Annotated in this window: 20 protein-coding genes and 1 pseudogene; 9 read left to right on the top strand and 12 right to left on the bottom strand. The window is 61.3% G+C overall.

Translation table 11 applies throughout. The features are described 5' to 3' along the window. Position 1 precedes the first annotated feature (1 nt). The 7 genes from EFB14_RS19065 (at position 2) to EFB14_RS19035 (ending at position 8,788) form a co-directional block, all read left to right on the top strand. Positions 2-1,006: a sugar-binding transcriptional regulator gene (locus EFB14_RS19065; protein WP_126828009.1), complete on the top strand. Its 1,005-nt coding sequence runs from the start codon at positions 2-4 to the stop codon at positions 1,004-1,006. Then, positions 1,003-1,998 carry an aldo/keto reductase gene (locus EFB14_RS19060; RefSeq protein WP_126828006.1) on the top strand — a complete coding sequence of 332 codons (996 nt, stop codon included), beginning with the start codon at positions 1,003-1,005 and terminating at the stop codon, positions 1,996-1,998. Before EFB14_RS19065 ends, EFB14_RS19060 begins: the two co-directional genes overlap by 4 nt. 12 nt (positions 1,999-2,010) lie before the next feature. After that, the gene (locus EFB14_RS19055; protein ID WP_126828004.1) at positions 2,011-3,759 is read left to right on the top strand and encodes a glycerol-3-phosphate dehydrogenase/oxidase; all 1,749 of its coding nucleotides are present in this window, start codon (positions 2,011-2,013) and stop codon (positions 3,757-3,759) included. Further along, positions 3,732-4,574, top strand: coding sequence for a class I fructose-bisphosphate aldolase (locus tag EFB14_RS19050; RefSeq protein ID WP_126828002.1), 843 nt, complete (start codon positions 3,732-3,734; stop codon positions 4,572-4,574). Before EFB14_RS19055 ends, EFB14_RS19050 begins: the two co-directional genes overlap by 28 nt. 31 nt (positions 4,575-4,605) lie before the next feature. Beyond that, entirely contained in the window at positions 4,606-6,135 is a 1,530-nt protein-coding gene (locus EFB14_RS19045) for an FGGY-family carbohydrate kinase (protein ID WP_126827999.1), read from the top strand. Further along, a complete protein-coding gene (locus EFB14_RS19040) occupies positions 6,132-7,757 on the top strand; it encodes a GMC family oxidoreductase (RefSeq protein ID WP_126827997.1) in 1,626 nt (541 codons plus the stop codon). The genes EFB14_RS19045 and EFB14_RS19040 overlap by 4 nt, the downstream gene beginning before the upstream one ends. 206 nt (positions 7,758-7,963) lie before the next feature. Then, complete coding sequence (locus tag EFB14_RS19035; protein WP_245438255.1) at positions 7,964-8,788, top strand: MipA/OmpV family protein; 825 nt, start codon at positions 7,964-7,966, stop codon at positions 8,786-8,788. On the opposite strand, the gene EFB14_RS19030 is transcribed toward EFB14_RS19035, so the two are convergent. The 11 genes from EFB14_RS19030 to EFB14_RS18980 form a co-directional block, all read right to left on the bottom strand. Then, entirely contained in the window at positions 8,729-10,066 is a 1,338-nt protein-coding gene (locus EFB14_RS19030) for an SAM-dependent methyltransferase (RefSeq protein ID WP_126827995.1), read from the bottom strand. The two genes, EFB14_RS19035 and EFB14_RS19030, sit on opposite strands and share 60 nt — an antisense overlap. Next, positions 10,066-10,494, bottom strand: coding sequence for a DMT family transporter (locus EFB14_RS19025; RefSeq protein WP_126827993.1), 429 nt, complete (start codon positions 10,492-10,494; stop codon positions 10,066-10,068). Before EFB14_RS19025 ends, EFB14_RS19030 begins: the two co-directional genes overlap by 1 nt. After that, the gene (locus EFB14_RS19020) at positions 10,494-11,639 is read right to left on the bottom strand and encodes a GNAT family N-acetyltransferase (RefSeq protein WP_126827991.1); all 1,146 of its coding nucleotides are present in this window, start codon (positions 11,637-11,639) and stop codon (positions 10,494-10,496) included. The genes EFB14_RS19025 and EFB14_RS19020 overlap by 1 nt, the downstream gene beginning before the upstream one ends. Continuing rightward, entirely contained in the window at positions 11,620-12,435 is an 816-nt protein-coding gene (locus EFB14_RS19015; RefSeq protein ID WP_126827989.1) for an alpha/beta hydrolase, read from the bottom strand. Before EFB14_RS19015 ends, EFB14_RS19020 begins: the two co-directional genes overlap by 20 nt. Next, positions 12,425-13,297 (bottom strand): fatty acid desaturase family protein, encoded by an 873-nt coding sequence (locus EFB14_RS19010; protein ID WP_126827987.1) that lies wholly within the window; start codon positions 13,295-13,297, stop codon positions 12,425-12,427. Before EFB14_RS19010 ends, EFB14_RS19015 begins: the two co-directional genes overlap by 11 nt. After that, complete coding sequence (locus tag EFB14_RS19005; RefSeq protein WP_125844515.1) at positions 13,294-13,647, bottom strand: DMT family transporter; 354 nt, start codon at positions 13,645-13,647, stop codon at positions 13,294-13,296. Before EFB14_RS19005 ends, EFB14_RS19010 begins: the two co-directional genes overlap by 4 nt. Continuing rightward, positions 13,644-14,597, bottom strand: coding sequence for an arginase family protein (locus tag EFB14_RS19000; protein ID WP_126827985.1), 954 nt, complete (start codon positions 14,595-14,597; stop codon positions 13,644-13,646). Before EFB14_RS19000 ends, EFB14_RS19005 begins: the two co-directional genes overlap by 4 nt. A 4-nt stretch (positions 14,598-14,601) precedes the next feature. Further along, positions 14,602-16,023, bottom strand: coding sequence for an aspartate aminotransferase family protein (locus EFB14_RS18995; protein ID WP_126827983.1), 1,422 nt, complete (start codon positions 16,021-16,023; stop codon positions 14,602-14,604). A gap of 19 nt (positions 16,024-16,042) precedes the next feature. Further along, entirely contained in the window at positions 16,043-16,726 is a 684-nt protein-coding gene (locus EFB14_RS18990) for an MtnX-like HAD-IB family phosphatase (RefSeq protein WP_126827981.1), read from the bottom strand. A 111-nt stretch (positions 16,727-16,837) separates the two neighbouring features. Further along, positions 16,838-18,214, bottom strand: coding sequence for a sensor histidine kinase (locus EFB14_RS18985; RefSeq protein WP_126827979.1), 1,377 nt, complete (start codon positions 18,212-18,214; stop codon positions 16,838-16,840). Next, complete coding sequence (locus EFB14_RS18980; protein ID WP_125844505.1) at positions 18,211-18,867, bottom strand: response regulator; 657 nt, start codon at positions 18,865-18,867, stop codon at positions 18,211-18,213. The genes EFB14_RS18985 and EFB14_RS18980 overlap by 4 nt, the downstream gene beginning before the upstream one ends. Before the next feature lie 357 nt (positions 18,868-19,224). Here EFB14_RS18980 and EFB14_RS18970 point away from each other — a divergent pair, with 357 nt between their 5' ends. Further along, positions 19,225-20,652, top strand: a complete 1,428-nt coding sequence (locus EFB14_RS18970) for an ISNCY family transposase (RefSeq protein ID WP_126827975.1) — start codon at positions 19,225-19,227, stop codon at positions 20,650-20,652. 6 nt (positions 20,653-20,658) lie between these two features. Here EFB14_RS18970 and EFB14_RS18965 read toward each other — a convergent pair whose 3' ends face one another. Continuing rightward, positions 20,659-21,396 (bottom strand): hypothetical protein, encoded by a 738-nt coding sequence (locus EFB14_RS18965; protein WP_126827973.1) that lies wholly within the window; start codon positions 21,394-21,396, stop codon positions 20,659-20,661. A gap of 231 nt (positions 21,397-21,627) precedes the next feature. Between EFB14_RS18965 and EFB14_RS18960 the strand changes: the two are divergent. Continuing rightward, a pseudogene (locus EFB14_RS18960) lies at positions 21,628-21,754 on the top strand (IS3 family transposase); the annotation flags it as partial.

Raw genomic sequence — 21,754 nt, 5'->3', positions numbered from 1 at the left:
CATGCCGATAGCCAAACTCAAACCCGCCAACGCGCCGCGCGAGGAAATCGTCATCGCCCGGCAGATGCACCAGGCCCTGGTCCTGCATTTCCTCGAAGGACTGACACAGGCGCAGATTGCCGATCAGCTCGGCATCTCGCACGCCACCGTCAACCGGCTGATCAAGCGCGGCCGCCAGCTCGGTCTGGTCGAAATCAAGATCAAGTCGCCGGTCGAGCCGCTGGTCGATATGGAAGAACAGCTGCGCGCGCTTGGCGGCATCGGCCGCGCCGTGGTGGTGCCGACCGTATCCGACAATCCGCAGACAGCACTTCAGGCCGTCGGCGAAGCGGCAGCGCGGTTGCTGCTGGAAGAGATCGTCGACGGCGATACGATCTGCATCACCGGCGGCAAAGGCGTGAGCGCCGTCGTCGCCGGTCTGCATCCGCCGCGTCGTTTCGATGTCGAGGTCATTCCGGCAACCGGATGCGTGCAGGGCAAGCACTATACCGACGTTAACCATGTCTCGACCTTGATGGCCGACAGGCTTGGGGGGCGCTCCTACCAGATCCACGCGCCGCTCTTTGCCGACGATGCCGAGCAGCGGGCGATGCTGATCAACATGCGTTCCGTCGCAGACGTTTTCAAACGGGCGCGTGAGGCGAAGGTGGCGGTGGTCGGCATCGGCTCGATCCTGTCGGACGATTCGAGCTATTACGACCTGCATCCCTCCTCGAGCACCGACCGCGTCGCGATCGAGCGGTCCGGCGCGTCCTGCGAATTACTGGCGCATCTGCTCGATGATCATGGCCAGGTCTGCGACTACAGCCTCAATCGTTCGCTGGTATCGCTGACGCTGCCGGAATTCGCTTCGATCCCCACGAAGATCGGCGTGGCGAGCGGACCGAACAAGGCAGGCCCGATCCTCAGCGTTCTCAGGGGCAATCACCTCGATACGCTGGTGACCGATGAGGCGACGGGTGCCCGGGTGCTGGCACTGGCGAATGGCAAGGGAAAATGGGCATGAGCGGACGGCAATTGACACGTGAGATCGGCAAATCCGGCGTTTTCGCCTCGGCGGTCGGACTAGGCACCTGGGCAATCGGCGGCTGGATGTGGGGCGGGGCCGACGAGGCGGAATCCATCGCCGCGATCCAGGCATCGCTTGATGCCGGGGTGACGCTGATCGACACTGCGCCGGCCTATGGTCTTGGACGTTCCGAAGAGATCGTCGGCAAGGCGCTGGCCGGACGCCGCGACAAGGCAGTCATCGCCACCAAATGCGGCCTTGTCTGGCATACAAGGAAAGGCCGCCATTTCTTCGATCAGGACGGCAAGCCGGTCCACCGCTATCTCGGCCGCGATGCGATCCTGCATGAGGTCGAGGAAAGCCTGACGCGGCTTGGAACTGACTATATCGACCTCTACATCACCCATTGGCAGGACCCGACGACACCGATCGAGGAAACGATGCGGGCGCTGGAGGACCTGCGCGCATCGGGCAAGATCCGGGCGATCGGGGCAAGCAATGTCAGCCCAGACGACCTCAACGCCTATATCTCCGCCGGTGGTCTCGACGCGATCCAGGAGCGGTTCAGCATGATCGACCGCGAGATCGAGGCCGAGCTTCTGCCGCTGACCAGGGCCAATGGCATTGCGACGCTGAGCTATTCGTCGCTGGCGCTGGGGTTGCTGTCCGGCGCCATCGGTCCGGACCGTGTGTTCTCAGGCGACGACCAGCGCAAGGACAATCCGCGCTTTTCGGTTGGCAACCGCCAGAAGGCAGCCGCACTCTCCGACGCCATCCGGCCGGTCGCCGAAAGACACGGCGCCAGCATCGCCCAGACCGTGATTGCCTGGACGCTGGCGCAGCCTGGCGTCACCTTTGCACTTTGCGGCGCGCGCAATCCGGCACAGGCAATCGACAATGCTCGGGCCGGAACTATCCGGCTGGATGCGGCCGATCTTGCCGCCATCGATACGGCCATAGCGGCGAAACTGACTGACATGGACAAGTAGCGGATCGCCATCATGAAGCGGGAAGAAATATTGGACGGGCTCCGCCAAAGCCCGAAGGTGGACGTGTGCGTCATCGGCGGCGGCATCAACGGCATCAGCGTCTTTCGGGAGCTGGCGCTGCAGGGGCTGAATGTGCTGCTCGTCGAGAAGCACGATTATTGCTCCGGCGCCAGTTCGGCGCTGTCGCGCATGGTGCATGGCGGGCTTCGCTATCTTGAAAACGGCGAATTCAAGCTGGTGCAGGAATCCTTGGTCGAGCGCGACCGGCTGCTGCGCAACGCGCCGCATTACGTCGCGCCGCTGCCGACGACGGTGCCGGTGTTCGATAACTTTTCCGGCCTCGGCAACGGCATCGTGCGCTTCCTCGGTCTCAGCCGCCGCCCGAGCCGCCGCGGCGCCGTCGCTATCAAGGCCGGCCTCAGCATCTATGATTTCCTGACCCGGAAGCGCGCACTGATGCCGCGCCACCAGTTTCGCGGCCGGCGTACGACGCTCGAGAAGTGGCCGGCGCTCAATCCTGACATCAAGAGTTCCGCCACCTATTTCGACGCCTGGGTCAGTCATCCCGAGCGGCTGGGCATCGAGCTTCTGCAGGATGGTCTTCTGGCCAATTCCGGCGCGAGGGCGCTGAACTATGCCGAACTGCGGCGAACGGGAAATGGCCAGTATCGCGTCGAGGACCGGATAGGCGGTGCCTCCGTTGCTGTCGAACCGGCGCTGATCATCAACGCCACTGGCGGCTGGATCGATGCGGCCAATCAAGCCCTGTTTTCGCCGGAAGCACGGCCGTCACCGCTGATCGGCGGCACCAAGGGCTCGCATCTGATCATCGACAATGCGGACCTGTGCAACGCGCTTGCCGATCACATGATCTATTATGAGAATGAGGACGGGCGGATCTGCATCCTGTTTCCCTATCTCGGCAAGGTTCTCGTCGGTTCCACCGATATCCGCGTCGATGATCCGGAAACGGTGCGCTGCGAAGCGGACGAGCGGGATTATATCCTGCAATCGCTCGCCTTCGTGCTGCCTGGCATCGCCATCCGGCCGGAGCAGATCGTCTTCCAGTTTTCCGGCGTGCGGCCGCTGCCGGCCAGCACCGACAGTTTTACCGGCCGCATCCCGCGTGATCATTTCTGCACCGTGCTCGAGCCGCCCGAAGGCGGTCCGCCAGTGCTCTGCATGATCGGCGGCAAGTGGACGACATTCCGGTCCTTCGGGGAACTCGCGGCCGACATGGTTCTGGAAAGGCAGGGCAGGCGGCGGCGTGTTGCGACACGCGATCGGCCGATCGGCGGCGGTCGGGCATTTCCCGCCAACGCGCCCGCCTGGCTCAAGCAGACAGCGGCCAGCAAAGGTTTGTCCGAAAGCCGCATGGCCGAACTGTTTGCCCGATACGGCACGGATGCCGAGGCGATTGCCGGCTTCATCGCTGATGGCGCCGATGCCGCGCTGCCGCACGCCGGCTACTCCATGCGCGAACTGGAGTTCCTGATCCGCGAGGAAGCGGTGGAACATCTCGACGACCTGCTGTTGCGGCGCACGACGCTTGCCGTTTCGGGCGAGCTTTCGCTCGACATGATGGATGCCACGCTCGACCTGCTGGCGCAGGAAAAGTACTGGACGCCCGCGCATCGCGCCGGTGAGCGCGACCGTTTTCTCACCCTTCTCAACGAACGCCACGGCGTCGACGAAGACATGCTTTTCGCAAGGAACGAACCAAGGAGCATAGAATGCGACACAACAGCAAAGTCCGGATGAACCGGCTGTTCGGCAGCGGCCGTTGCCTCGACGTGGCGATCGATCACGGCGTCTGCAACGAACCGTCCTTCCTCGAAGGGCTGGAGGACATCCAGGCCGTCGTCAAGGCGCTGGTCTCTGCCGGGCCGGATGCGATCCAGATGAACTCCGGCCAGGCGGACCTGCTGCAGGAGGTGCCCGGCAAGGACAAGCCGGCTCTGGTCATGCGCATCGACATGGGCAACCCCTATAACCGAATCCGCCACCGCGACATGTGGGCGGTGCTGCAGAACGAGGCTGAGCCGTTGATCGGCGCGATCGAGATGGATGCGGCCTGCGTCGTCGTCAACCTGTTCATGCTGCCTGATGAGCCGGACCTGTTCCGCCAGTGCGTCCTGAATATTTCCCGCGTGCGGGCCGATTGCGACAGGTATGGCATGCCGCTGATGATCGAGCCGCTAGTGATGCAGCCGGTCACCGAAAAGGGCGGTTACATGGTCGATGGCGACGCGGACAAGATCGTTACCTTGACGCGGCTCGCGCGTGAGATGGGTGCGGATATCGTCAAGGCGGACCCGACCACCAATGCCGAGGATTTTCACAGAGTGGTGGAGGCAGCTCGCTGCCCGGTGCTTGTGCGCGGCGGCGGCAAGGAAGATCTTCGTGCCGTCTTCGACAAATCGGCGGCCTTGATGCGACAGGGCGCCATGGGCATGGTCTATGGCCGCAACATCTATCAGCACGCCAATCCAAGCGCCGTGGTGCGCGGGCTGATGGCGATCGTGCATGAGGACGCGAGCGGCGAACAGGCCTTCGCGCTCTATCAGCAGGGCTGAAGTGCGACTCGAACCTTGGGAGGGGTTCTGCATGGGAGACTATCTTTTGGGGCTCGACGCCGGGAACACCGTTATCAAGGCGGTGATTTTCGACCGGCGCGGCAACGAGATCGCGGCTGCGTCCGAAGAGGGGCACAGCCGCATGCCGAGCCCGGGGCATGTCGAACGGGGGCTGGACGAACTCTGGGCGAATGCACGGCAGGTCATCCGCGCCTGCATCGAAAAAGCAGGGATTGCGCCGGAGGAAATTGCCGCGATCGGCTGCGCCGGACACGGCAACGGTCTCTATGCGCTTGATCGCGACGGCGCTCCGCTGCTCGGCATCCAGTCGCTCGACACGCGGGCGGCCGGGCTGGTCGAAGAATGGTGGGAGGCCGGCGTCGGAGATCGGACCTATCCGATTTCCCGCCAGCGACCGTGGCCGTCGCAGACGCCGACATTGCTTGCCTGGCTTAAGCGTCACCGGCCGGAACTGTTCAACCGCATCGGTACGGTGTTCTTCTCCAAGGATTTTGTCGTCAACCGCCTGACCGGCCGCCGCGTCAGCGAGGTGTCCGATATGTCGGGGGCCGGCCTGCTGGATCTTGCCGCACGCCGCTACGACAAGGCGTTGATGGAGGCCTATGGACTGGGCGATTGCATGGAGCTCTTGCCGCCGCTGATCGAAAGCGCCGATATTGCCGGCAGGGTAACGGAAGAGGTGGCGGCGCAAACCGGGCTCGCCGCCGGTACGTCTGTGGTCGGCGGGCTGTTCGACGTCGTCGCCTCGGCGCTCGGCTCGGGCGTCGTGCGCACCGGCAGCGCCTCGATCATTGCCGGCACCTGGAGCATCAACCAGATCATCATCGATGGCCCCAGCCTCGACGGGCCGGTCTTCATGTCGTCGACCTTCGATCGCACCCGCTACATGGCGATGGAAAACAGCGCCACCTCGGCTGCCAATCTCGAATGGCTGGTACGAGAGTTCTTCGAAGGTGAACATGCGGAAGGCGTTTCGCCCTTCGATGCCTGCTGCGCGCTGGCCGGGGCGATCAAACCCGCGGCAGACGACCCGCTCTACCATCCCTATCTCTACGGCGCCCAGCAGGACGGCCACGCCCGCGCCGGCTTCTACGGCCTTGCCGGCTGGCACGCCAAGGGGCACCTCGTTCGCGCGCTTCTCGAAGGCGTCGCCTTCGGTCATCGTCAGCACATCGAGACGATCCGAAAGGCGGGCGCGGTCTTCAACGAAGCCGTGCTGGCCGGCGGGGGCTCGCGCAGCCTGATCTGGCCGCAGATCTTTGCCGATGTGCTCGGCGTTCCCGTCTCCGTTGCCCGCTCGCGCGAAACCGGTGCGCTCGGAGCGGCGATTGCGGCCGGAACCGGCATCGGCATCTTCGCGGACTTCGGCGCTGGCGCTGCGGCCATGGTGCGCACCGAGCGGCATTATCGTCCGGATGCCTCGCTTGAGGCGCATTATGCGCGGCGCTACGCTCTCTATCAGGATATCGCCGAGGTAATGGCGCCGCTCTGGCGGCGCCTGACGGCGGTCCCGCCGGCTGCAGCGGGAGAGGCGGCATGAACATGCGCGCGAATGACGCGGCGATTGACGCGGGCAGCTACGACTACATCATCGTCGGCGCGGGATCGGCGGGATGCGTTCTGGCCAACCGGTTGTCGGCCAATCCGAAAAACCGCATCCTATTGCTCGAAGCCGGCGGCAGCGACCGATATCACTGGGTGCATGTGCCGATCGGCTATCTCTACTGCATGGGCAATCCGCGTACCGACTGGATGATGAAGACGGCGGCGGAAGCCGGACTGAACGGCCGGTCGCTGCCCTATCCACGCGGAAAGGTGCTGGGCGGCTGCTCGTCGATCAACGGCATGATCTACATGCGCGGCCAGGCGGCCGATTACGACGGCTGGCGGCAGGCAGGCAATTCGGGCTGGGGCTGGGACGACGTGCTGCCCTATTTCCTGAAATCCGAGGACAACTACCGCGGCAAGTCGCGGATGCACGGGGCAGGCGGCGAGTGGCGGGTGGACAAGCAGCGGCTTACCTGGCCGATCCTCGATGCCTTTCGCGAAGCGGCCGAGGAGCTCGGCATTCCAAAAACCGACGATTTCAACCAAGGCGACAATGAGGGCTCAGGCTATTTCGAAGTCAATCAGCGCGGCGGCCTGCGTTGGAACACGACAAAGGCCTTTCTGCGCCCGGCGATGAAGCGGGCCAATCTGCGTGTTCTGACTGGCGCCGAAACCGAGCGGCTGGAATTCGACGGTAGGATGGTGACCGGCGTGCGGTTCCGGCTGAACGGGCAGGGCCATCTGGCGCGCGCCGGTCGCGAGGTCATTCTGTCCGCCGGCGCGATCAATTCGCCTAAGATCCTGGAGCTTTCAGGGATCGGCCGCCCGGATGTGCTGTCCGCCGCCGGACTTGATGTCGCCCATGAACTTCCGGGGGTCGGCGAAAACCTGCAGGATCACCTGCAAATCCGTACGGTTTTCCGCATCGACGGCGCAAAGACGCTGAACCAGCTCTATCACAACCTGTTCACCCGGGCGGGCATGGGGCTTGAATATATACTGCGCCGGTCGGGGCCGCTGTCGATGGCGCCGAGCCAACTCGGTATCTTTGCCAGGAGCGATCCGGCAGTTGCGACCGCCGATCTGGAATATCACGTGCAGCCCTTGAGCACCGACCGGCTCGGCGAGCCGCTGCACAAATATCCGGCCGTCACCGTCTCCGTCTGCAATCTGCGGCCGGAAAGCCGAGGCACCGTGCATATCGGTGGCCCGGAGCTTTCCATGGCGCCGGAAATCCGTCCGAATTATCTTTCAACCGCCGGCGACCGGATCGTTGCGACGAAATCGGTCCGGCATGCCCGCCGGCTCATGGAGGCCGGCGCCATCGCCAAGTACCGGCCGCAGGAGATGTTGCCCGGCAGGGAATATCAGAGTGACGAAGAGCTGATCCGTCGCGTCGGCGATATCGCCACGACGATCTTCCATCCGGTCGGCACCTGCAAGATGGGCAGTGACACGATGGCGGTTGTCGATCCGCAATTGCGGGTGCATGGGCTGGCGAAACTGCGGGTGGTCGATGCCTCGATCATGCCGACGATCGTCTCGGGCAACACCAACTCGCCTGTCATCATGATTGCCGAGAAGGCCGCTGAGAGCATTCTGTCGCTGAGGTAAAGAGCCCGGAAATTTCGGCGCTTGCGTGGTCTGCGGCAAGCTGCCCAGTCGTTGCGGGTCTGCCAGGCAGATATCCTTGGCCGACGGAGCGTCCCATCTTTTTGGAACCGCGGGACGATCCGGCTCTGGCCGAGCCGCGGCTTAAATTGTAGAAGAGTTTTGCGCCTGCATAATCGTCTGCCTGGGTGCCGCGGAGTTGAGCGTATATGGTCTCTTTTTGGAAGGCGTCACCTGCGATTGCAGCCGTTTCCCTGGGACTGACATTGATCGATGCTCACCCGGCAATGAGCCAGGATGCGACGTCGGCGAAGAGCCAATGGATCGTCACCCTCGGCGGTTCCGTCGAATACGGTCCGTCCTATGAAGGGTCGAAGCATCTTTCCGTCAGCGGCATGCCCTCCTTTGATGTCAGGCGCCTGGGAGATGCGGCGGAATACAGCGCTCCCGACGACAATATCGACTATGGTCTGTTTGACATCGGCGGTGTCGAGATCGGCCCGGTTGTCGGCCTGAGAGACGGGCGGTCGCCGCTCGAAGATTCCGACTTGCAAGGCCTACGCCGAGTACACTGGAATTTCGATGCCGGTGTCTACATGCAATATTGGCCGATAGAGGATCGCCTGCGCGCGCGGGCCGAAACGCGCCAGGCGCTCTGGGGTGGCGACGGTCTGCTTGCCGATCTCTATCTCGACTGGTTTCAGCCGCTTGGGGATCGCTGGCTTCTGTCTGCCGGCCCGCGCCTGTCTCTGGCGAACTCCACCTATATGCGCAATAATTTCGGGGTCTCGGCCACCGAAGCCGCCAGCAACGGGCGCGTCGATGCGTTCGGCGCCAGCGGCGGTGTGAAATCGATCGGCTTCACCGCCGCAGCGACCTATGCGCTGTCGCCGGCCTGGAGCGTGCAGGTCTATGACAAATACAGCCGCCTGGTCGGCGATGCTGCCGACAGTCCGATCACCTCGAAGATCGGCTCAGCCGATCAAAACGTGATCGGCTTTGCCCTCAACCGTTCCTTCCAGATCGGCTTCTAAGCGCCGCGCCGCCGCCTTCTCATGTGCCCCGATATAGTCGCGTGTCACCGGAAGGGTGTCATTGCGCTTGGTCAACTGGATCTGGAAAACCACCAGGTCCTCGTAGCGGAATGCGGCTTCCGCGCTGGCAAGGTAATATTCCCACATCAGGCAGAAGCGCTCATCGTAAAGCGCTGCCGCCTCGTCCCATCTTGCCATGAAGCGTCTTCGCCACTCTGCCAGCGTCCATGCATAATGGAGGCGCAGCACCTCGATATCGGTGACGAAGAGCCCGGCCTTCTCGATTTCCGGGATGATTTCGGACAAGGCGGGAATATAGCCGCCGGGAAAGATATATTTGTCGAGCCACGGCGTAGTGAAGCCTGGCGTCGCCGAACAGCCGATCGTATGCAAGACCATCACGCCATTGTCTTCCAGCAGTTCCGCGCATTTTTCGAAGAAGGCGCGATAGGATGCCAGCCCGACATGCTCGAACATGCCGACCGAGACAATCCGGTCGAAGCGTCCTGTCAGGCTGCGGTAGTCTTGCAGCGCAAACTCGACCGCCGCTGAGCTTTCCCCGCGTTCAGCGGTCCGTTTCATCGCGTATGCATGCTGCTCTTCCGACAGCGTGATACCAAGCACATGGCCACCGCGTGCATGACCCGCCATATGCAGGGCCAGCCCGCCCCAGCCGCAGCCGATATCGAGCACGCTGTTGCCGGGGGCGACCTGCAGTTTGGCGGCGAGATGCCGTTTTTTGGCAAGCTGCGCGCCATCGAGCGACTGGTCGGGGCTTTCAAAATAGGCGCAGGAATATTGCCGGTCCGTGTCGAGGAAGAGCTCGTAGAGCCGGCCGTCGAGATCGTAGTGATGCGCGACATTGGCTTTCGAGCGCGTCGGCAGATTGCGATGGCGGAAGGTGCGCAACCGGGTGCGGGCACCATCGATAAGCCGGGCGACGAGGGGATGCCTGGCGTTTTGCGCCTCACGCAACATCATTGCCAGGAAGTCGTAAAGTGAACCATGTTCGATGAGAAAGCGGCGGTCCATGTAGAGTTCGCCGAGCCGCATATCGGCATCGATCAGGAAAGCCCATTGCGCAGCAAGATCGGCAAAGCGCACATGCACCCGCTCACCGGATGCGTCACCGAAGGAGAGCAGGCGGCCATTGGACGTGGTAATGTCGAGGGAGCCGTGGGTGACGATGCGAGAAAGCGCCCGTGCCATGATCCAGTTGGTGAAGGCCGCAGCCGCCGCGCCGATCCTCTCGAAGAGGAAGCCTTGTGTCTGTGCCATCACCGATCCTTGCCAAGATGGGGGCGGGGCAGGGCGTGCCCGCTACGGGGGTCACTGACCGCGCGTGTCGCCTCCGATGCGCCGGCGATCAGCCAAACGCCGGCAAGGATCAGGCCGCTGCCGACGATCTGGAGTGCGACGACCGGCTCGCCGAACATCAACCAGCCGCTCGCAATGATCAGGACATAGCTGATACCCGAGAGCGGGAAGGCCCGGCTGAGGTCGAGTTCGGCCAGAATGGTCATCCAGACGAAGAAGCAGACGATCTCGACGACGAGGGCCGCCAGGATCCAGTGCGAGGCGAGCGCATCGTGCAACAAGGTCGCCGCCTCGGTACCGTTCAACTGCGTCGCGCCGAGCTTCATAAAAATCTGAAACAGCGTATTGAGAACAGGCACGGCAAGCCATGTCAGGCGCATCGACGTCATCACTTGGCCTGCTCTGCGGAAAAAAGCGGGGAGACCAGCCGCAGCAGTGCCTGCAGCACGGGATTTCGGTGACGAAAAAACATGGTGTTGGCCGTCAGCTGGCTGCCGAGCCGCACCTTGTTTTCATAATATGCCTGGCCGCTCTGGTAACGGCTGAGACCGCTATCGAGGCAATAACGCAGATTGGTGAACCAGCTCAGGAAATAGAGATTGTACGGCCGTCCCTGTTCGCCATCCATGCAGAAGAACTTGTCGATCGCGACCCGATCATCATGAACGATAAGATTGGCAGCCAGCAGCTCGTCTTCGACGAAATAGAGGACGCAGAATGAACGGCCGCGCATATGGGTCAGGATCCCCTCGAAATAGGCAGGCGTCAGCTCTTCGAACTGCCATTCGCTGCGATTGCGCGTATCGTGGTAGAGCGCCATGATCCGCGACAGCACGTCACCCACATCCGTTCTAATTTCGACGCGGACGGCGTCGAAGGACTTCATCTTGCGCCGCATGTCCTTGCGCGTGCCCGCAGACAGCCGGGCCATGTATTCGTCGATCGTCCGAAAATCGACATCGAGCCAGGCGGATGGCAGGCCGCCGATTGCGGCATAGCGCCGTTTTGAAAACACGGCGCCGAATTCCAGGGCGACCGGCGCGGGAATATCCTTGATCCCCATCAGCGCGCAGCCTTCCCGAGCCGCGAGACTTTCGAAGGCGTCGAGCAGTTCGCCGAGCAGTGCTTCACGACGGTCCTCCGGCACTTCGGCATGAAAGCCTATGACGCCGTTTTCGGTGCACGGTGAACCGAGGCAGGCAAGCCGCAGCACCAGGAAGCCTGAAACGTGTTGTCGCACGCGGCGGATCAACCGGCGCGGCAACCCCTCTTCCAGTGTCGTGTCCAGCGGATAGGGGCAGAGAAACGCCGGCATGGCAGCGCTGATCCTTCCCTTCTCGACGATCGCAATGTAGCGCCAATCGAAGTCACCGATGCCGGCGTCTTCGATCGCAAGCAGGCAATCATAATCTTCGACCTGGCCGCGGTAGCAGGCATTCCACGCTTCGCGGCCGATGGCGCGGATCGTGTCGTAGACCTGTGCGACCGGCTCGCCGTCTTCGGCGGGAAATTGTCTATATGCGAGCTTCAGCATGGCCTGCCTCAAAGAAATTGGCCGTGAATTCCGCGACCTGTCGATGCTGACGGTCGAGATGGATCATGTGGTAGCTGTCCTTGATCCACTTCAGTTCATGCGGCCCGCCGATGTGATCGGATATATAAAGCGCATGCCGGGGGTTGCTGAGATCGTCCTCTTCGGCGTGGAGGATCAGGGTTGGCGTCTGGATCTCAGGCAGGGTTCCGCGAAGCGCCTTGCCCAATCGATACATCTCGACGATGCCGCGGCCGGGGAACTTGTCGAGCATGCCTTCGCCCGCCATGTCCTCGACCAGGCGGCGCATGCGATCATCCTTGATGCCGAGCGATTGGTTTTCCCTGAAGTTGAGACGGTCGAGAAACGGCACCCGCGACAGCCAGCCGATATGCGGCGACAGCATCGTATAATGTCGCGGAACGTCCCAGCCGTCATAGTGGAAGCAGGGCGAGTAGATCGCCACCGCCTTGATCAGGTCCGGCCGGTGCTTGGCGGCCAGCAATGACAGCTTGCCGCCGACGCAGATGCCGGCGGCAAAAACCGCTTGCGTGCGCTCAGCCAGGAATTCGGATCCGCGCACGACGCTTGCCAGCCAGTCTTCCCAGTGCGTGCGGCGCAGCGTCCTGATGTCTTCGCCATGACCGGCCAGCAACGGCGCGTGAACGCTGTAGCCGCGCCGGTTGAGCTGGCGCGCCACGAGCTTCATTTCGGCCGGCGCGCCCGTCAAGCCGTGGATCAGCAACACACCTTTGCCGTTCGTTCCCGGCAGGAAGAAGCTCAACTGCTCAGACCTCATGCCGAAGCTCCAGCTCGCGGTTTTCCGGAGCCATGAAGCCCAGGGCATGGCAGGTGCTGATCACATGCGTGCCGGCCTTTTCCTGGTCTTCCCTGATCTGTTCGTGCAGTGCTGCAAGCTTCGTCCAGTGGGTGCGCGGCCGGTAATGATGTTCGGCATGGTAACCATTGCCGAACCAAAGCCAGTTGTAGAACGGCTTGTGGCTGCTGACGCCCCAGGCAATCGGTTCGTCCGGATCGCCATGCAGGTGTTCGTAATAGCCGTTGAGCGACGACAGGCAGTTGCCGGCGTAGTAAAACGGCACGAAAAACAGCACCGCCTTCCAATCGTAGATCAGCGCGATCGCCGCCAGGCCGAGGAAGGCCAGAAGTTCGAAACGACCCCATGCGGCGTCGAAAGGACGGTTCTTGGCGATGGCCTTGTGAATATCGCCGAGACTGTCGCGGAAGAAGCTCTTCAGCGTGTAGGACCAGACATTCTCCGGCTCGCCGTTCCGGCCGTAGCGGTAGATCGACAGGAGATCGATCGTGCCCCCGTTTTCGTCCGGCCGGTCGCTGTTGCCGGAGTGATGGCGCATGTGCACCCAGTGGTAATAGGTCTGAGAAAAACCGATCGCCACCGACTCCAGCAGGCTGAAGCCGTAATTCATCCAGCGCGGCTTGAAATAGGGCGTGTGGATGAAATTGTGCGAGATGCTGTTGATGTTCCAGGATATCGATACGGCATAGAGGCAACCCAGGATCGCGGAGACCCAGAGCGGCCGGCTTTCGAAGCCGACGATCAGGTAGACGTCAAAGACGAGATGCGCGAAGGCCGCAAGCACGGGGGCGGCATCCCATCTGGTATGAGCAAAGATTTTCATAGTCCGGTTGCTCCCACGCAGGCCACGCCGGCGGTAATGAGAAACACGCCCGCCGCGTGGCGAAGGTTGATATTTTCTTTAAAGACGGCGGCACCGGCGACGACGGTCCCGACGTAGCTCAGCGCCATCAGCGGAAAGGCGATGGTCAGTGGCACGCGGGCGAGCACGGCCGCCCAGGCAAGCAGTTCGATCGCCCAGAAGGCGATGCCGAGCCAGGTCAGCGGCTTGGCCAGGGTTGCTAGAACGGCGCTGTCGCTGGCCGCCTGCTTGAAGCAGACCTCGCGGGCGGTTTCGGCGACCACGCAGAACAAGATCAGGCCGAACATCGGCAAGGTGAGGCCGCCGGTCATTCCATCGATTCCGCCAGGACTTCCAGCAACGCGTGATTTGCGGCGCTGTTGATGTTGCGCACGGCGTCCGCCGCCTGCCGCAGCCGCGGCTGATCGATAAAGATTTCCGCCTGCTTCAGCAGCCGGGTCTTGAGGCCGCCGGCGTAGCTCGGCGCCGAATAATCGCCGATGACATCGGCGCCGACGACGCGATGGCGGCTGCCGATCTCGCTGATCAGCGCCATCAGATAGGGCAGGCGCATGCGGCCCTGATCCCAGTTGGTCACGGCGTCATCGGCGGCAAGCACATCCTTGTCGATCGTGAAATAGACCGCCTCGGTGCCGATGCGGCTGAGGATCAGGTCGATGAAATTCTCTTCGCCGATCTCGGAGATCGAATTCCAGTAGAGGGCGCGCCCGTCCTGCCGGTAGCTGGCGCCGCTGCCGTATTCGGCAGAGACGCGGCTTGGCGGATGCTCGTAAGGGTAAAGCTCCAGCTTGCCTTCCCTCAGCCAGCGTAGATTGGCGCCCTTGCGTTCGGGGTTGCGCAGATCGCTGCTGCAGACGCCGACCGTGACGACCTTGTCTATCCTGGGGTTCGACAGGGCGCTGTTGATCCACGAGCCGCAATGCATGCCGCCTTCGAAATTCACCCAGTCCGGGTGATTGTCGAAATGAACGAGAGTGGTCGAAACCGGCCGCCGTTCGAGGGCCGTATCGAGAAGCAGTGCGGTCACATGGTGGAAATCGCCCGAGCCCATGAAGGCAAGCTGCGGACCCCTGCCTCGAGAGGGCAGTGACCGGGAGATATCCCGGCCAAGGTCGGAAAGCATCTTCTGCCTGCCCCACAATCTGATTGCACTGCCGCCCCGCTTGTCGACATGGTGGCACGCGCCTGCAAGCGTGCAGGCGCGCACGAAATCAGGCTGCAACTCCAAAGCATCGTCGAGATGAAGGAGGAGAAGCTGCACCGTGCTACCTCCGGGCCGCGCGCGTGAAGAGCTGGTCGAGCAGCGTCAGCGCCAGATCGATCTCTTCTTGTGAGATCAGCAGGTTCGGCGCCAGGGTGATGACGTTTTTGTGGTAGCCGCCGACATCGAGAACGAGGCCGTAGACCTTATTACCGACCTGGAGATCGCCCTTCATGCCTTCGTCGCAAAGCCAGTCCATCGTCGCCTTGTCGGGCGTGAAACCGTCTTCCTTGCAGATTTCGCATCTCAGCGCCAATCCGAGCCCGTCGACGTCGCCGACGATCGGATGGCGCTTCTGAAGCTGCTTCAGGCCATCGAGGAAATAGGCGCCCTTGGCCATGATCGCCGCGCCGAAATCCTCCTCTTCCAGCATCTTCATGGTTTCGAGCGCAACGGCCGTTCCCATCGGATTGCTGGCGAAGGTGGAATGGGTGGAGCCGGGCGGGAAGACGGTCGGATTGATCATTTCCTCCCTGGCCCAGACACCCGAGAGCGGGTTAAGCCCATTGGTGATCGCCTTGCCGAACACGAGAACGTCGGGCGAGACGCCGAAATGCTCGATCGACCAGAGTTTTCCGGTCCGGTAGACGCCCATCTGGATCTCGTCGACGACAAGCAGGATGCCGTGCTGGTCCAGGACCTTCTTGAGTTCGGTGAAGAAGTTCATCGGCGGAATGACGTAGCCGCCGGTGCCCTGGATCGGTTCGATATAAAAGGCCGCATATTCGGCACTGCCGACCTTGGGATCCCAGACGCCGTTATATTCGCTTTCAAAGAGGCGGGCGAACTTGCGCACGCAGTGCTCTCCGTATTCTTCCTTCGACATGCCCTTCGGGCCGCGGAAGTGATAGGGAAACTCGATGAATTGCGCCCGTTCGCCGAAATGGCCGAAGCGGCGGCGATAGCGGTAGCTGGAGGTGATGGCCGAGGCACCGAGGGTGCGGCCGTGATAGCCGCCTTCGAAGGCGAACATCAGGCTTTTGCCGCCTGTATAATTGCGCACCAGCTTCAGCGAATCTTCGACCGCCTGCGAGCCGCCGACATTGAAATGAACGCGCCCCTTGCGGCCGAACTTGCGCTCGGCATCTTGCGCGATCATCGCCGCAAGCTCGACCTTCTCGCGATGCAGATATTGCGAGGCGACCTGCGGCAGCCGGTCGAGCTGCCGATGGACGGCGGCATTCAGCCTTTCGTTGCGATAGCCGAAATTGACGGCGGAATACCACATCTGCAGATCGAGAAACGGTGTCCCCTTTGCGTCATAGACGTAGGAGCCTTCGCATTCCTCGAAGAATTTCGGTTCCGCCGCGTAGTGGACCGTATCGCCATGCGAGCAATAGGTCTCCTCCAGAACCCGCAGCTCGGCTTCCGACTTTTCGGTGAGCGCGGTGTTTTCCTTGAAGGCGTCGGCGTTGACAATGTTCATAGTGAACCTCTCGGTCTGGTTATGCGATTGAAGATTGGAGCAGTGCGCGGGGGGCCCGCGCGATGCCGGGAAGGGCGGCTTGCATCTTGGGGATCAAGTCGGTGAAATCGTCGAAGGCGATGTAGGAAATGCCCTGGTCGCTGCAGTATTCGGCGAGCTTGCCCTTGGCGAAGACGAGACCGGCTCGGCCGGAGACGCAGAAATCGCTCCGTCCATCGCCGATGTAGATCTGCCGCTCGATGCCGCCGATGACTTTGCATTTGCACACGCCTGAGCCTGCCGAACAGCCGGCTGTCGCCGCCGAAGGTGCAAGCGCATAGGTGTCGTGACCCTCGACGACCCGATGGGTCAGGATATTGGCGATGACGGGCAGATCCCTGATGCCGTTCAGCGCCAGGACATGGCGAATGAAGTAATCGACGCCGTCGCTGACGACGGTGATCGGCAGACCGTTATCGCTGCAGTAATCACGGAAGGCCACGAAGCCGGGATCGATTGCCACGGTGTCGAGGAGGGCATCGAGCTCGTGCCGGGTTGCCCGGATGAGGGGGACCTGGCGGCGCATGCACTCGGCCGAGCCGATCCGACCGTCCTTCCATTCCTGCTCGATGTCTTCCCATTGCGAATCCGCAAAGCAGGACAGGACGATATCCGTCACATCCTGAATGGAAATCGTACCGTCAAAATCGGAAAATACTTGCATCCAATGGCCCTTCGACTTGATCCGCGGCTGTGTTTACCGAAGGTCGATGAGGCAAGCCTGAGGGCAAAATGATGCGAAAATGAAAAATGAACGGACGCTGGCGGCAGCGCCTCAGTCTCTGGGCAGGCGCAATTCGACCCGCAGGCCGTTACCCCAGGTAGGTGTCGAAAGCGCAACCGACACGGAAAGGCGTTCGGCGGTATCGGCGACGATCGCAAGCCCAAGGCCGGCGCCCTCGGCATGCAGCGTGTCTAGGCGATAGAACCGCTTGAAGACGGCCTCACGCTCCTCCTCGGGGATTCCAGGTCCACTGTCGCTGATCGAGATCAGCCAGTAACCCGGCTCCGGGGAGACCATGACTTCGATCCTGCCGCCGACGGGGGTATATTTGATGGCGTTATCCAGCAGGTTGCTGATCATCACCTGCAGCAAGGATTCGTCTGTCCGAACCTGAGCCGCTTCCGCACCCTCCAGGGAAACGTCGAGACCTCGGCTGGAGATGATCTTGCCGAAATCCGCGAGCGTCGACGCGATCAACCCATAAAGTGAAACCGGCATCAGATTCAGCGGATGGTGGCTCACGCGTGCCAGGCGCAGCAACTGTTCGATCAGGTGCATTGCCCTGTTGTTGCTGGCCACCAGATCCGCGATGATCGGCTTGCGTTCCTGTTCGCTGTCGCTCTTGTCCAGCATCTGCAGGAGCAGCTTGACGCTTGCCTGGGGCGTGCGCAGTTGATGGGCGGCAAGATCCGAAAACCGACGCTCCAGCGTCAGGGAACGGCCGAGCTTTTCGAGCAGGTGGTTGATCGAACGGCCAAGCGGCAGGAGATCCCGCGGCAGATCCTCGACGAGGATGGCCGAAAGGTCGTCTGGCGAGCGCGTGCGGATCTGATAGACCAACCCGTAAATGCCGCGCAGGCCGCTGCGGATGCCAAGCCAGATCAGGAAACCGATGACCGGCACCAGAATGAGCAGCGGAAAGAAGAGGTTCAAGAGGATGTTGGAGACCAGCGTCTGGCGCAGCGAAATCTTCTCGCCGACTTCCATGATAATACCGGAATCGGGGATCGGCAGCGAATAAACGCGCCAATTCTCTCCCTTATAGGCCAGGTCGGTGAAGCCGACCTTCTGGTAGGGCACTTCGGGCGGGAAGGCCGTGCTGCTGTAATACATGATCTTGTCGTTCACCCAGGCGCGGAACATATGCGCATCGGCGTAATCGTCGGCGTCTTCATTGAAGGCAAGCTGGTTATCCATGCTGAAGTCGATGTCGTCGACCTGCTGGGGCGTTCGATCCAACGAATGCTTCAGCCGATAATGCAGCAATCTCCACAACACGTTCGCGTCGTTTATGAGCTGCGCGTCGTAGATATTGTTGATCTCGCGCGTGGCGCTGTTGAAGGCGAAAGCGCCAATCACCATGATCGCCACCACCACGACTGGCGCGATCCTGAGGAAGAGCTTGCGGGTAAGGGTGGATTTCCTCATCGGTCGATCATGTACCCGACGCCGCGGATGGACTTGATGAAGTCGGTGCCGAGCTTCTTGCGCAGATTGTAGATCGTAACCTCGATGGCATTGCTTTCGACCGTGCTGTAGGCATCGTAGAGCGCATATTCTATGTCGTTCTTCGTCACGTATCGGCCGCTACGCTCCATCAGCACCTTGAGGAGGTGAAATTCCTTGGCCGTAATATGCAGCTGCATATTGGCTTTTCGTGCGACCATCGCCGACGGATCCACCTCGACGTCGCCGCACCGCAGCAGGCTTTCCGTGCGCCCGTCGCGGCGCCGGATGAGCGCCCGCAGGCGGGCAAGCAGTTCATCGAGGTCGAAGGGCTTGACCATATAATCGTCCGCTCCCTCATCAAGGCCTTCAACCTTGCGCCTTATCGCATCGAGGGCTGTCAGCAGCAGGATCGGAACGGAATTTCCGGCCCGTCGCATTCCTTTCAAAACGTCGATGCCACTCAGGATCGGAAGGTTGATGTCGAGTATAACGGCCGCAAAATCGGAATGCTCCGCCGCTTCCAGACCCGACTGGCCATCGCGCATCCAGTCAACGCCATAGGCGTGCTTCTCGAGCGCCTTTTTCAGCGATGAGCCGAGAATGCTGTCGTCTTCAACAAGCAATATGCGCATGTTCACTTCATCCTCGATACACGCAAGCGCACGGATGTGAATTCCGGTTTGGAGCATTGTTATGCTGGAAAACGCAATGCCGGACACAATATGCCACAGCGTAAAATCTCTTTTTGGCTTCAATTTGCCACAGGCTGCGCACAGAAACTCGTAGTTTGCGGCGGAGAATTAGGGCTGCCGTCAAGTTCCATAAGCTATCTTATGCGATCAAGATGTGTAGCGGCTATTTAGTAATGCGACAGTTGGGCCAGTTAGAGATGCGACAGTCTCGCCTCTCGATGTTCTGGTCAATGCCAACGTTGGGAGCAAGGATGACGACCTTCAACCTGGTCGAGACCATGTGCGGTCGGAGTCGTCATGTCCTGTTTGATCACCATGTCGCAGAAAGAATTGCATCGCCTCGAAGTCATCCAGAAGATTCGTGACGAACGCCTGAGCGTCGTCCAGGCTGCCGAGCTGCTCGCGCTTAGTCGAAGTCAGGTCCATCGGTTGCTACGAGCCTATGACCGGGATGGTCCAGCTGGCCTCGTTTCGAAGAAGCGATCGCAGCCGAGCAACCGGCGCCACAGCGAGGAGTTTCGCAATGCGGCGCTGGATCTGATCCGCGAGCGCTATCTGGATTTCGGTCCGACGCTGGCGCGGGAGAAGCTGATCGAGTTGCACCGGATCTCTGTCGCCAAGGAGACGCTGCGGCAATGGATGACCGAGGCTGGCATCTGGGTCTCGCGTCGCGAACGCAAGAAGCGGGTTTTCCAACCACGCGGCCGGCGCGATTGCTTTGGCGAACTGGTGCAGATCGATGGCTCGCATCACTGGCGGTTCGAGAACCGCGGCCCCAAATGCGCCCTGCTTGTCTATATCGATTACGCCACCGGCAAGCTCTTGCATCTTCGCTTTGCCGGATCGGAGAACACGTTCGACTATCTGCATGCGACGAAGGCTTATCTGCAGCAATGGGGCAAGCCGCTGGCTTTCTACAGCGACAAACATGGTGTCTTTCGATCGACGCATCCGTCGAAGAAGGACAGGACAAGCGGTCTGACGCAGTTCGGCCGGGCGCTCGATGAGCTCAACATCGATATCATCTGCGCCAACACTCCGCAGGCCAAGGGTCGGGTGGAACGTGCCAACCAGACATTGCAGGATCGGCTGGTCAAGGAGATGCGGCTTCGCGGCATCGATACGATCGAGGCGGCCAATGCCTATGCGCCTGAGTTCATGGCGGATTTCAACGCGCGCTTTGGCAAGCCGCCACGCAATCCGAAAGACATGCACCGACCGCTGGCCGATCATGAGAACCTCGATGGCGCCATGTGCCGCAAGGAAGTGCGCACCCTGTCGCAATCGCTGACGCTACGCTACGACAAGGTGCTGTTCATTCTCGATCCGACCGAGATTTCCAGGCCATTGGCAGGTCAGAAGGTCGTGGTCTGCGACTATCCAGACGGACGCCTCGAGATCATGCACGAGAGCTTCACCCTGCCCTACCGAACGTTCGACACGTTGCGCTCGGTGCATCGTGCGGAGGTCGTCGACAACAAGCGGCTGGACGACATGCTGTCGATCGTCGCCGAGATGCAGGCCGACCGCGAACAGCAGCGCAGCAAGAGCGGTCCGCGCCGCACCGGGCAGAAGGATCATATGTTTGGCATTCGGGACGGTAGCACAGCCAACGGCTATCAGAAGCGTGGTCGCAAGCCGGGGCGGCGGACGGATTTCATGAATGATCCTGAGGTGATTGCGCGGCGAGAGAAAGCGCTATTGAGGCAGCCAGCGGCGGAATAAAGATCGTCAATGCACGCCAATGTCGCTTTGCGTATCTGATTCCAGCTGCAGGCAGGCGGACCAAAGCGGCGTCTTGTGGAAGGCTCCGTCTTGAAGAAGCGTGAGCCCCTCTCGTGCCTCATAAAGCAGGCCCAGCCAGCACAGGCGCCGCAGGACACCATATTGGAGATCGGATTTCAGCTCCCAGGCTTCCAGGGTCATTTCGGTGTCGGACAGAGGTGCCATGTCTGGATAGAGGATCTTTACAACGTCCAATGGCGTGCAGCCCTCTCTCGCCTTGATATTGAGAAGATTGAGGAACATGCGCCACCAACGTAACCGAGCTTGTATCTCTTCTTGGCGCTCGGTGGCGTGGACATACGAATAGAGATAATCCGTGGCGACCAGATCGAAGAAGGCTTGCGGGTTCACCAGAAACTCGCGGCCGCGTCTGGTTGGCAGCAGCACATCCTTTTTCCGGCGGAGAAGCTTCAGATGGCGGGTCATGTCCCGCACGACCCAGAGCGGCGGCATGTCGCTTTCGTTCAGCACTTTGTTCACGCTGTAGAGGTCTTCGGCTGTGAAGTCGGGCCAGAGGAAGTTCACAGCGGCCCAATGCACGAACTTGCGGTTCATGGCGCCGGTCGCCGTCAATCCTATGCCACCCTCGCCGTCAGCATAGGCAACGGACAGAAGCATGCCGCGAAGAAGAGGTGACAGCGCGGCGACATCGACGTCACCCTGCAGCTTTATTTCCGGAAGCATCGTGCGGCTTTGATCCCTATCCGCCCCATGCGGTGTAAAGGAGTATCAGCCGGCGACGGAACAATTGCTACTGAGAAAGCTAAAGCCGAAGGGGTGCCTCTCACCCGCCCCCGCTCCGCCCTTTCAACCCGGCCCAGCCGGCCGGATCGGGGGCTGACCATCAGAACCAGTGTCGCGTTTCTAACTGGCTGGCGAAGTCGCAGCACTAATCAGCTTTGACAAGGTATGTAGCGAGAGGGACTGGGGATCGAGGTTGACTTCTCACTTCCTGCCGAGCGGGTCGTGCGCAGCCTCAACCAGATCATCGAATGGCGGGGCAAGCCGCTGGCAATCAGGGTTGATAATGGCCCTGAATATG

The sequence above is a fragment of the Rhizobium fabae genome (genome assembly GCF_003985135.1).
In the GTDB taxonomy this organism is placed as follows: domain Bacteria; phylum Pseudomonadota; class Alphaproteobacteria; order Rhizobiales; family Rhizobiaceae; genus Rhizobium; species Rhizobium pisi.
The sequence above is the reverse complement of the archived record's forward strand: the minus strand, read 5'-3'. Positions and strand labels throughout refer to the sequence as shown.